The following is a 12,739-nucleotide window of genomic DNA, read 5'->3' as shown; positions in this document are numbered from 1 at the left end:
CTCTACCATGACGGCAGCAGCCGCCCAAGGTTCTTCTTGCGTCACAACTCGAAGATCATCGGGCGGCTGTCCTACGTTACGGCCGGTCCCTGCCCGTTCAGATCACGTTCTACGACTGCCGTACTAGCCACGGCCGGACCCCGTTGAGTGCAGGGTCCGGCCGTTAACTTTGTGAGCTGGGCCTGTCCATCTCCAAGCCGGCGGAGGTGGCCTCAGGCGGGACGAGACGCCTGCGGATTGCGCGGCCCCTGCCCCGGCGGCGGGTCGAGAATGGTCTTGTACGGCTCTCCGGTGCGGATGGCCTGCGTCATGGCGTCGTACACCTCAAGGATCAGTTCCTTGGTCCGGTATGAGCCAAACGCCGCGACGTCCTTCTTCCTCACGATCGGGAACGTCTCCATGATGTAGTCGACATCGTCCCGCTGGATCCCGTACAGGTGAAAGAAGGCCGCATCCAACTCCACCCGCAACAATCTCCGCCGCTCCTCGTCCCATCGGAACGGCGCCCCTTGGTCACTTAGCGCTTGACCAACAGCTCTCATATCCTGAGACGAGTACGTAACTTCAACAATCCTCCCCTCAAGCCACTCACGCAGCGGCCGCTGCTTACTCCATGGCGTACTACCTCGCAGCGTTTCAAGGAGAAAGGGAAGCTGCTCAAACTGGAAGAAGTTTAGGTTCGTCCCTCCCAGTTTCTGGCGCTGAACATAGTCCAGTACGAAACTCATAGCGTTTCCCGCAAGTAGTACGGGTGAGATTTCGCTACTTGGAAGGATCAGGTTTCCGGAGTCGCCCAGTCCGGCGACAGGGAATATATAGGCGACAACCGTGCGTTCATCCGTGGCTCTGCAAATCTTGCGGAAGCCAACGAGCCATTGATGCTTCCAACGCCTCTCCCTAAGGCGAGAGCTAACGCCGGCATGCATGATGGGATTCCCATCCTTGCCGTGCTTGCTACTGGGGATATCGTGTTCTGGAACCCAGTAGCGTGGCATGACGACGAAATTTGGATCGACTTTTTCAGCCGGGGTGACGTCGCGGATCGAGCCATCAACCTCGTAAGTCGCCCACCTATTGTCGTAGTGGTGGAGCATCTTCGCCTCATACAACGGCAGGTAGCGTTGGATGCCGCGGCTGAAGACATTGCCCTGCAGACGCCAGCCGTCCGCTTCGAGTTCCTCTCGTGTACGGAAAAGATGTGAATCCGTGTTCATCATGAACATGAGCTGAAATGTAATATTCCATGGATTGCCCTCAGGATCCCCCTTCTTCAGCAGCACGGGAACGCGCCGGTAGATGCCGAGTGTTATTTCTGCATCACGACGGGTGCGGAAAACCGGACACGTCCCAGTGTTCGGGTTAAGGAGAAGAATTTCTTCCGCGGTCAACGAAAAGCGCTTAAGGGGCGTTCCGAGTTCGGCTGGATCATGCAGGAAGAAGGCGAAGTCCGCCTTGGTGACCTGTTCCGCGCGTCCGGCCAGCGTGAGCACCGAGAATTTGAACGAACGGTGCACGCTGGGGAAGAGCGGCGCCGCGTTCTCGAAGTCGTAGAGCGAGACAAGCGTCTGGGACTTGACGAGGTCGCTGAAGAAGTACTGGTTGAAAGAGTCCGTGGCGATGCCGGTTGGCACGATCTGACCCGTACGTCCGCGTGCACCGGTGAGGTTCCTGGTGGCCTCTGCGAACAGCGAGTACGTGTTCAAGCGTCCATAGCTGGTGAGCGGAAAGCGTTCGGATGCGTGGACGAAATGCTTGAAACCGTCTCCCTCGCGCGATTTCCGGGCATACGCGTCAAAGAGCTGCGGGGCGCTCTCCTTCAGGGCAGCGATCATGCCGTTCCTGGCAGCCATGTTCGGAGCCTCAGCGATCTCTGGCGCCTTGGCAGCGAAGAACTCACGAGCGTCGGTTTGGACCTGCTCCCATGGCGGGTTGCCGAGGACGCAGGTGAAGCCGCCGGTCCAGCCGGTTCGGGGGTCGGTGCCGGGGGCGTTCTCGTCCTCCGGGACGACGAAGACGGTCGGGAACTCCAGGTGCCAGTGGAAGAAGCGGTACTGCTTGACCAGCTTCTGCAACTCGTGCTGGCTGCCCAGGGCGAGCGTGTCCGCGTCTTGGCGGAGCTTGATGAGGTCGCGGGTGGTGATGGCGGGGGTGTAAGTCTCTGTCTTCGTCCAGACGAAGGCTGCGCACCAGGCATCGTGGAGTTCCTTCTGCTCCAGGTACTCGGATGCCTCCTGCAGCTTCCGGTGCGCATTCTGCTGGGCGTGGACGTGGGCCAGGTCATCGCTCTGGACGTCCGTAATGGCGGCGGCACGGCGGGCCAGGCCGTGGTTACCGGCTCGCAGGCCGGCCTCATCGCCCAGTTCGCCCTGCACAGCGATGTGGCGCTTCTCGTACGCCTCGCGCTCCCCCTTGTTCCGCTTCTTGAGGGCGGTGACCCACTTCTTGTCGTCGCCTTCGATGGCCTTGAAGGCGTCGTCGGGCAGGCCAGCGTCCAGCAGCTTCGGGGTGGCACCAAGGAGGGCGTTGCCGATCTTGATGTGGACGTCGAGGAAGGTGAGGGCCTTGCCGGGCTCCAGGGCCTCCAGCCAGAGGGAGACCTTGGCCAGCTCGACTGCCATCGGGTTGATGTCCACGCCATAGATGCACCGGGACACCACGTCGCGCAGGGCATGACGGATCGCCTCGTTGGACGGCTCCGGGTCTCCGGTGCGGACGAAGGCGAGACGCTTGGCGATGCGCCGGGCAGCGGCGACGAGGAAGTGACCGGAGCCGCAGGCCGGGTCGCAGACCGTGAGAGCGAGAAGTGCCGCCTCCTGCTCCTCGGCGGTGTTCCCGGACTTCACCGCGTCGTCGATGACGGGTTCGAGGGCGGAGTCGAGAAGAGTGTCGATCAGGGACGCCGGGGTGTAGTACGAGCCGCTCGTCTTGCGGTCGTTGCCGCTGAGCTGCCGCAGCTCGAAGGCGCCCTTGGCCGGGTCGTGCTTGGGGACGTACTCAAGCAGCGACTCGTATACCGATCCCAGCTCCTCCGAGCCGAGGTGCTTAAAGTCGACGCGGCGAATGCGGCGGGCTTTCTGGTCGTGAACGCGCGACAGCGACCGCACCGCGTTGAAGAGGTGTTCGTTGGTCAGGGAGCGTCCGTGCAGGGCGGGGTCGGCATCAGAGAGTTCAAAGATGCCGCCGAGGGCCGGGAGACCCAGTTCGGGACGTCCGCCTTCCTGGTCGAGGCCGTCCAGGATTAGTGTCACGGCCTGCCACTCGTCGGCGTGGCGGCCGCCGTGGCGGCGGGCAGCGATGCGGCGGAGGCGGTCCGTAGAGAAGAACGCGTTGTAGCGGTCGCGGGCCGCCTGGGGCGCGTCCGGAGAGAGCAGCACCTCGCGGTCTTCGGCGACGAAGAGGAACAGCAGGCGGTAGACGGTTCGGAGCAGAGCGCGGTGCAGGGTTTCCGGCGTGACGGCCTTGTTGTCGGCGTCCTTGAGCGCCCTCCGAAGTTCCTCGTTATCGGGATGTTGGATGAAGCCGGTGCCGAGGGTCTCGATGGCTTCCTTGACGGTGACGCGGAGCTGGTCCAGGACGCGGGCGCCGGAGTCGATGGCTTCCTGGCGCCACTTCTCCAGCCAGCAGGAGGCCGGGCCTGTGTCCTCGCCCTGGTGCTCGAACCGGGACGAGTGCGCGACCCGGTACAGCACCACGAACGCGTCGAACGCCTCGCCCTCGAAGATGGCTTCGAGGTCGAACTCGACATACGCGGAGCCAGCGAGAGCACTGGAGTCGCGAAGAACGCGGAGCAGCCGTCCGTTGGTGACGATGCCCCAGAGGGCTGCGGCGCTGCGGTTCAAATACTCCTGCACCAGCGACTGCGGAGCCGCGTCGGCCGCGCCCGGGATGCCCTTGGTGCGCCGGTCGAGGTCGATGCCCCAGCCGAGCTGGTGGATCGGGACGTGCTGCCAGTGGTGGCTGATGGCGAACTGCTTCTCGCCGTCATCGCTGGGCAGTCCTCCGGCAGGGACGCGCGGCAGGTGGCCGTAGCCGAGTTCCTGGAAGAGGCGTCCGAGCCAGTATTCGCGGGTGATGCCGACGGCCGGGTCTCCGTCGGTGAGCTGCTCCTTGAACGCGGCGTAGCGTCCGCGCAGGTACGTCCAGGAGCGCTCGGCGACGTCGGTTACCGTCTCGTCCTTGGCCAGGTGGTACGCGGCGGGCTTGGCGCCGGGAAGGCCGCTGTTCCCACCCGCGATGCGCAGCAAGGTCTCTTCGGGAAGGAGGCCACCGACGGAGGCGATGCCGAGGGGAAGGCTGCTGGTGCGGCTCATCGGGCGGCCTCTCCTGTGACGGGAAGGTAGACGTACAGGCCGAGGACGTCGGCATTGCGATCTGCGTCGACGCGGAGGCCGCGGCGGAGGGCGCTGGCGGCCTCGCGGACGCGTGCGTGCGAGGCGCGGATGTTGTCGGCCAGGTCGCGGCCGTACTGGTCGAGGTGGGGGCGGAGCGTTTCGAGGCCGTCCAGGACGCGGGTGGCAGTGGCGGTCGCAAACTCGGGCGCGGTGTTCTCGTCCGCGCGGACGTCGAGGAGGGTGAGCGCCTCCGCCTCGCTGAGCCATTCGGCTTTGGCGGGGCTGCCGCGGAAGGCGAGGACGCGGGCGTCCTCGGCGATCTGCTGGCGGCGTCCGCCGTCGCGGGTCGGCAGCGTTAGGTGGAACCGGTAGCGGACGAGCATCAGCGTGGTCCGGGTCGGCACGGCGGCCGTGCGGATCACGCCGCAGCGGCGGGCGGGGCGCTGCCAGCCGTCCAGCTTCGGGTCGAGTGCCGCGTCCAGGACGAAGCGGGCGATGGTGCCCACGGCCGCGTCTGTCCGAACGAGTGCCGCCTCGCCGCGCTTGACCGGCGGCAGCGGGTGGAACGCGATCGCCCTGGCGTTCTTCGGGCCGAGAACGGCTTCCAGGCCGCTCATCAGCGTGGACGGAAGCCCGCCCGTGTCGGCGGTGAACGAGCCGTCGGCGGCCTCGCGGGTGACTTGGCCGCGCAACTTCACAACGGCGGTGCGGACGAACTCCGCGACCTCGGCGCCCGACCCGAGCGCGGCGCGGATCTCGGCGACCTCGCCGGCCACCTCGTCCGGATGGATGGCGTGCTGGGCGAAGCGGGCGCGAGAGGCGCGCTCGCGTTCCGCGGCACTCACCCAGTCGGCGTGCAGGTCGTCGCGCTTGGAGGTGAATCCGAAGTCGAAGCTCAGCTGCTCGGCGTCCTCCTCCCGGAGCAGCAGACCTTCGAGGACGGCGTTGACCACGCTGTCCGACTCGTCCAGGACGGCGACGGAGACGCCCGTGGCCTTGCGGATCTCGGCGTGCTTGCGGATCAGGATGTCGAGGACGATCCCGTCGATCTGGTTGTCGGAACCGTAGAGAGTGACGGTGCGGACGACGTCGCGACGCTGCCCGTACCGGTCGACGCGGCCTTCGCGTTGCTCGTGTCTCGTCGGGTTCCAGGCCAGGTCGTAGTGAATGACGGCATCGAACCCTTCCTGGAGATTCACGCCCTCAGAGAGGCAGTCCGTGGCGACCAGGACGCGCTGCTCGGGACGGGTCTGTTCGTCGGTCTCCTCGTCGGCGGGAGCACCGGAGACCATGCGTTCGATGCGGGCTATGCGCTGCTTCGGCGACAGAGTTCCCGTCACCGAGACGACCTCGGTCTTCTTGCCGAGCGCCTCACCCAGGTGCTCGGCGACGTATTCGGCGGTGGGGATGAAGCGGCAGAAGACGATCGGGTTGTAGCCGTCCTTGAGCAGCTTCTTTACGAGCTTGGTCAGCTCGCCCAGCTTGGTGTCGGCCACGCCTTCGAGGGCCTCGGCCTGCTTCGCCATCCGGCGCAGCCGCTGCTGCGGTGCGGTGCCGTCCGCATCCTCCAGGTCGGCGCCGGGTGCTGCATCGACGGCCTGGGTGGAGTCGTCGTCGGTGAGGTCCATGACGGCGATGCGGCCCAGCTCGTCCGCTTCGGGGACGGTCTTGGCGTCCAGGTTGGCGGCGCGGGTGCGGAGGGTCTGCGCGGCGGCGCGAGGCGAGGACGCGAGGGAGCGCAGCAGAGCAAGGGCGGACCACCAGCGGACGCGCTGCCGGACGACGTTGTCGCTCTCGTCGAGGGCCTGCTCACGGGCGTAGTTGACGACGGCGGTGAACAGCTTCCGGTATTCGTTGGACAGCTTGTAGGAGACCTCCTTGCTCTCCCGGTCCTTGGGGAACGGGGTCTCCTCACCGATGTAGGTGCGGATGTCCGCGCGGCGCCGCTGGACGAAATGGCGGGCGAGGCGGCGGCGTCCCGCCTCGGTGTCCAGCGGGACGGTCGCCAGTTCCGGATCGAGGAGACCGAGCAGATCGCGAAACGCCTCGTCCTTGCCGCTGTGCGGGGTCGCGGTGACCAGCACGAGGTGCCGGGACGCGTCCGCGGCGACCTTGCTGACGAGGTCGTGGCGGAGCTGGCGGCCGTCGCGGGACCCGGTCGAGCCGGCGGCGACGCAGGTGTGGGCCTCGTCGACGATGACCAGGTCCGGGCAGTGCCGCAGGAACTCGTCGCGGTGCTTCGGATTCTTGATGTAGTCGGTGGAGACGATGACGTTCGGGTGCCGCTGGAACAGCGATTCACCGATATCGAGTGAACGCTCCAGGCGCGGAACGGTCGAGGCGAGCACTAGCTCGGCGCCGATGCCGAACTTGTCGTGCAACTCGTCCTGCCACTGCTCGGCCAGTGCCGGGCTGCACAGGACGCCCAGTCCGGACGCCTCACCCTGCGCCAGCATCTCCGCGGCGATAAGCCCAGCTTCGATCGTTTTACCGATGCCGACGTCGTCGGCGATCAGCAGTCGGACGATCTCCTGCCGGAGTGCCATCAGCAGCGGGACGAACTGGTAGGAGCGCGGGTCGACGGCCAGCTGGGCGAGAGAACGGAAAGGCCCGGCGCCGGAGCGGAAGCCGATGCGCAGCGCGGCCCGCAACAGCCCGGCCGAACTCTGGTCACCCAGATCCTCCGGGGTGGGCGGCGGGAAACTCGCCATCTCGACCTTCTCCAGCGCGGGCAGCACGCCGACCAGGTCGTCCTGCGCGCCGCCGAGGGGACGCAGCACCAGCAGTTCGGCATCCGAGCCGGGCTGCACGACCCATTCGCGGCCGCGCGCTCGAACCAGTACACCCGGGGCGAATTGGACGGCCTCTGGCACGTTGATGCTCATGTTTGGGGGTCCTTTCGGGGGGTGCCGGGCCGCTTACTTGTCGCCTGGGCCGAATACGCTCCGGTGCGCGGAGGCCGTGGCGTGCCAGTCGCCGTCGTAGCGGAACCTGATCACCCACCAGCCGGTATTAATCAGCCGCTCCTCGGCCTCCTCGTCACGCGTGCTGACGTGCTCGTCATCGTGAGCAGGGCCGTCCACGAACACGGCGACCTTGGCCTGTCCTGGCAGCCGGTACACGTAGTCGGGTTCGGCGAGGGCCTCGGTTACGAGGACCTGCTGCTCAGTGGGGAGCCGGTACCCGCGCTCCTGGAGCCACGCGATCAACTCGCCCTCCAGGCTGCTTCCGGCGTTCTCGATTAACGCAGCGGGCTGCTCATTCCGCTCGACCTTGCTCTGCGCGAGGCGGAGCAGGAGATCACGGACCGCGTGACGATCGATCATGTGGTGCAGCAGCTGGTTGCCGAAGGACAGGAGGCAGTCGTAGCAGCCCTTCTCGCAGCGGTTCTCCGGCCGTGGGCCGCCGAGGTCGTCCCAGGTGGCCGGGTCGAAGTGGGCGATGTGCAGTGCTTCCCGTGCCACGCGGGCCAGCGCGTCCCGGTCGGACTGGAGGCGGCGCAGGACACCGGCGCCGCCCTCGGCGGACTCGATGAACAGCATCCGCAGCCGGTCCGGGCCGTTGTCGGGCGGCAGCGGCTCGCTGTCCAGCTCGGAGTCCTCCAGCTGGAAGACGGCTTCGATCCCGCGTTCCAGGGCGTACTGGAGCGAGATCGCGGTCTCGGCGGGAACGGGTTCCGCGAGTGTCAGGACGAGGATGTTTCGGCGGTCCTCCACATACGGGATGACCCGCATCTTGCGCACCTTGTCCTCGGTCTCGCCGTCGGCGAGGCCGGTCTCCTCGTCGGTGAGCTCGGTTCCGGGCGCGGCGGCCTTGGCGTCGCGGGACGGAAGCCAGCGGCCGTTCACGGTGTCGAGCCAGAAACCGGTTTCGCGGTCCTTGCCGCGCCGGTAGCCGAGGTTGGCGACACGGACGGTGGCGCTGTCGCCGTAGTCGAGGTTCGCGATCGGCACGTCCCCGTCGACCGCGCTCGCCTCCAGGCGTCCGCGACGCTTGCCGTGATCATGGAAGCGGTAGGACGTCTCCAGCTCGAAGCCGGCCCGGCGGCGCTCCTCCTCGTCGGAGGAGATCCGCTCGCGGCGCTCGGTGAAGACGGTGTGGAGCTGCATCCAGCCGCTGGTGGCGATGGGGAGCGGCGTATCGCAGATCTCGCACTTGTCGAGGCCGGTGCGCGACTTGTGGTGGTATCCGCAATTGCGGCAGCGGCGCGCCTCGCCGGTGGCGACGTCACCGCCCTCCTCCGTGGGCACCTGGACGCGTTTGACCTGGTAGCGGCTACCTTCGTGGTAGATCAGAGCCCCTGGTCCGAACTCTCTGATGGCGATGAACCGGGAACGCTGCAGGTAGTCGCCGTCGCGGTCGGCAAGCTTTCCGCCGCGTCCGGGGATGTAGGCGGCCAGCGGCAAGCGCGGGAACGAGTAGCCCGGCAGGAAGCCCTCCGACGCGAGGTAGCGGTAGGGGTTGAAGTCCGAGAGGGTGCTGCCGTCCTGCTCGTTGCGCAGCAGCTTCAGCTGGGTCTCGGCCTCGGCGCGGCGGCGCTTGGCGCGCTGCCGGGCGTCGGTGGTGAGGGTGTAGTCGTCGGCGCGCTCGTGCTGCAGTTCACGTTCCTCCTTGGCTCGCTGGTAGAGCTTCCGCCACCGCCCACAGGCGGCGTCGAACTCTCCCGGTGCCGATCGGATGACGCGTTCGAGCCACTCCTCGTCCCACCATGAGGTGCCCTTCTCCAGCTCCACCACGAGACCGGCGAGCATCCGCTCGGCGCGCTGCCGAGCGCGTCCCTGCGCCGGGTCGGCGTGGATCTGTTCGTGCACATGGCGGCGCAGAGGCAGTTCCGGGTTCCCGATGGAGATCAGTTCCGGCATGGCACGTCCGAGCGGCAGCTCCGTCTCGGCGAGCCAGATCGCCTGGACGTGCGAGCGGACGAGATCCTCGTTGCCGAGGTCGAGGCGCGGCGCTGCCACCGATCCCGAGACCATCTGGTCGGAGCGCCGGAAGTAGTAGCGGTCGTGGCTGTTGCCGCTGGCGCAGTAGGTGGTGACCAGGGCCGCCTGACCGGACCGGCCGGCGCGTCCGCTGCGCTGCGCGTAGTTGGCCGGGGTCGGCGGGACGTTCCGCATCGTCACCGCGTTGAGCCCGGCGATGTCCACACCGAGTTCCATCGTGGGGGAGCAGTACAGCAAAGGCAGCTTCGCCCTGCGGAACGCCCGCTCCCGCTCCTGACGAACGTTGCTGGGAACCTGCGCTGTGTGCTCACGGGCGAACAGGCCAGCGAAGCCTCGCGACTGCCTCTGGTAGAGGTCGCGGAAGAACGGGTTGACGCGCGGGCGGGTGTCGGTGCCATTGAACTGCCAGCGCAGCGGGTCAGCGACACCGTGCTCGCCGTCGCCGTCGCGCCAGATGATGACGGCCGCGTTGATGCGGTAGCCCGGCACTCCGCTGTTCTTCGCCGGGACGGACTCGCTGATCAGGCCGTGGTTGGCCAGGACGTGCAGCAGGTCGGTGATGATCTGCTGGGCGTCCTCGGTGTCGATACGGTCCGTCCAGGCTGGGAACCGTCCGGGCCGGCGCAGGTGGCGACCGAACCTGCTGCGTCCGGAAAGGTTGAGGTCGCTGCGACTGCCGCCTGCCTTGCCAGAGCGCGCATAGGCGGCGCCGACGGGAACCATCTTTTCGCGCTCGGCCAGCGCCCACGGGTCCTTGAGCTGGCGGGAGAGCTTGCTCATCTCCTCGAAGCCGAGGTCGGTGAGGCATTCGACCTCGATGGCGAGGACACGGCGCATCTCGTCGAGCAGGATGCGGACCAACTCGGCACGTGTCTGCGGGTCGGCCGTACGGAGCGGGCCGCACGTGCCGCTCCACGTCTTCTCCAGCGCCGATAATTCATCCAGGTCGGCGTAGTCGATCCTGACGAGGCCGGTTTGCTCCAGGTTGGGCATTGTCACTCGCCACCCACGCTCAAGATCAACGAAGAGGCGGTAGGCGACGACCTCGCGCAACGCGCGCTGAGTGCGTTTGCGCTGCGTCGACAGCTCCTCCGGATTGAGGGCATAGTCGGCGTGGTCGAGGTGAAGGTGCGCGGTCACCGCCTGGGCGACGTTCTCGTGGTGGAGGCCCTCGTCCCCCTCCGCCAGCGCGGCCTGGTACAGAGCACCGCGGAGCTGGGCGACTTGCGCGAAGTCGTTGAAGTGACCGGCCTGGAGGCTGGCGTCCTGCCGGTTGTCGACGAACGTGAGCAGCTTGCGGGCGTTCTCGGGAAGCTCCTGTTCCGGCATTGCCTGGAGGCTGCGGACGATGCTGCCGCTGAGGACCGAGACCGCCGAGCTGCGTCCCTCCTGGTCGAGCCGGGCCAGCTTGCCGAAGTCGTTGCCGCGCGCCTGCTCGTAGGAGACGCCGCAGCTGAGGCAGAACCCGAACGGCGTGGGCACGAACGCCACTCGAACTCCATCGGTGGCGCCGGAGTCGCGGTCGAGGACGGTACCGTCCGGGAGAACGCGCAGTAGCTGCGGGACGTACTTGCGGCGGGACGGGATCACCTCGGGGTTCCCGCCCGAGTCCAGCGCGAGCCAGTTGTCGGGCAGGCGCTGCTCGGCCAGCGCCTGGGCCGTCGTTTCCGGCCAGGGCGACCGCTCGGAGATGTAGAGGTAGCCCGCCTCGTCGTCATCGCCACGCCGATGCCGGATGACGGCCCGCCCTGCCTGCTCCGCGCGTGCGACCGACAGGTACTCCTGACCGCACTGGCGGCAGAAGGCCAAGGGGAGCAGCAGCTTGTCGGGATCGCCCGGGACGCGCAGCTGGTAGTCGCGGGTGATGCGGCGAACGCCTTCGGGCTCGAGCGACACGAAGACCGTGTCGCCCTTCGACAGGAACTGATGCAGCCGGAAGGCGAACAGGAACCGGCCCTGGACGGTCGGGTGCAGCGCCTCCGAGCCGGCCTTCAGCGTGGCCTTGATCGCTTCGGCGCAGCGTTCTTCCGACATGCCGGTCAGCTCCGCCAGCTCCGCGGCCGCCTTCTCGACGGTCGTGGGCCTGCGGCGGACCAGTCGTCCCGTGCCCTTCTCGGTCTCCACGCCGAACGTCGTCTCGATCCAGCGTGCGAGCGGGTTGCCGATCAGTTCGTCGTAGGACGCCCCAAGGGGCGGTTGAGCGATCTGAACCGCCAGCTCCACCGGGTCGAAACCGCCGTCCTCGGTCGAGCGCGTCAGCGTCTCGCCGATGACCCGGTCCCGCTCGATCGGGGTGTCGAAGACCTTGCTCGCGACCTCGGCGACGGTGCGCGCCTGGTTCTCGGTGCCGCCGTCGCTCGCCATCGTCGCGGACGTGCCGACGCACTGCAGATCACGTGCGTCGCAGGCGTCCCGGACGCGCCGGACGAGCATCGCGACGTCGGCGCCCTGCCGGCCCCGGTAGGTGTGCAGCTCGTCCAGCACCAGGAAGCGCAGCCCGCGGGCGGCCTGAATGAGGTGCCGACGCTCACGCGGCCGGGTGAGCATCAGTTCGAGCATGACGTAGTTGGTCAGGAGAATGTCCGGCGGGTCGTCCAGGATGGCGCGACGCTGAGCCTCCTGTTCCTGGCCGGTGTAGCGGGCGAACGTCACCGGCTCGTGGCCCTCGCCATAGCCGTTGCGCAGGAACTTGCCCAGTTCCTCGAGCTGCGAGTTGGCGAGGGCGTTCATCGGGTAGACGATGATCGCCTTGACACCCGCCGGTGCCCCTTGTTCACGGAGCCGGAGCACCTGGTCGACGATCGGAATGATGTAGGCCAGCGACTTGCCGGATCCCGTACCGGTGATGAGGACATAGCTGTCACCTGTCCTCGCGGCCTCGATAGCGTCACGCTGGTGCTGACGCAGCATCATCGGTTCGCCGTCGAGCGAGTCGTCCGGCTTGTGGAGCCGGAAGATGCGCTCGGTCTCCGGGTGCAGGATCTCGGACCGCACCAGGCCAGAGACCGAGCCACCGTCCGCAAAACTTGGATTCAGGGACAGCCACGGGTTGGGCCACTGCTCCCCCGCGTCCAGCCCTCGCCGCACATGGTCAGCAATGTCGTCGTCCCGGACGTTCACGGCTCCCGAAGTGAACTCTCGATAGTCCCGGATGAGCTGATCGTGCAACCCGAAGACGTCCATGTCCCCCTCTAACGCAACCCGCACCCAACCGCGCCCTATTGCCATACCGCGAGGGTCGCCACAACCCTCCGGGATAACGGTTTGATTCCGACCTTGATGGCCACTTCCAACCGTTGTACGAAAAGAGACGCGGAGGCAAACGAGCAGGTTGACTCGGCCGGGAAAGAAACTTTGTCCAACAAATTTCAGTTACCAACGATGAACGTATAGTCACGCTCCGCCACATCACCCTGGACATCCAATCGATCCGAAACTGAATCGCCGTCGCGGCCGTATCGGCTT

At 66.9% G+C, this 12,739-nt stretch carries 3 protein-coding genes; all 3 read right to left on the bottom strand.

The annotated features are described in order from the left end of the window. Positions 1-212: 212 nt before the first annotated feature. The 3 genes from E1285_RS24930 to E1285_RS24920 are packed head-to-tail and all read right to left on the bottom strand — an operon-like array spanning position 213 to position 12,481. Positions 213-4,310 (bottom strand): N-6 DNA methylase, encoded by a 4,098-nt coding sequence (locus E1285_RS24930; protein WP_132156103.1) that lies wholly within the window; start codon positions 4,308-4,310, stop codon positions 213-215. Further along, a complete protein-coding gene (locus tag E1285_RS24925; protein ID WP_132156101.1) occupies positions 4,307-7,216 on the bottom strand; it encodes a helicase-related protein in 2,910 nt (969 codons plus the stop codon). Before E1285_RS24925 ends, E1285_RS24930 begins: the two co-directional genes overlap by 4 nt. Positions 7,217-7,249: 33 nt before the next feature. Further along, entirely contained in the window at positions 7,250-12,481 is a 5,232-nt protein-coding gene (locus E1285_RS24920; RefSeq protein ID WP_243723027.1) for a DEAD/DEAH box helicase, read from the bottom strand. Between the last annotated feature and the right edge of the window lie 258 nt (positions 12,482-12,739).

Origin of the sequence: Actinomadura sp. 7K507 (genome assembly GCF_004348425.1) — a bacterium.
In the GTDB taxonomy this organism is placed as follows: domain Bacteria; phylum Actinomycetota; class Actinomycetes; order Streptosporangiales; family Streptosporangiaceae; genus Spirillospora.
This window is presented reverse-complemented; position numbering and strand designations above follow the sequence as displayed.

Bases quoted from the DNA above. Each gene is read 5' to 3' on its own strand.
- E1285_RS24930 (WP_132156103.1), bottom strand. From the start codon at position 4,310: ATGAGCCGCACCAGCAGCCTTCCCCTCGGCATCGCCTCCGTCGGTGGC.
- E1285_RS24925 (WP_132156101.1), bottom strand. From the start codon at position 7,216: ATGAGCATCAACGTGCCAGAGGCCGTCCAATTCGCCCCGGGTGTACTG.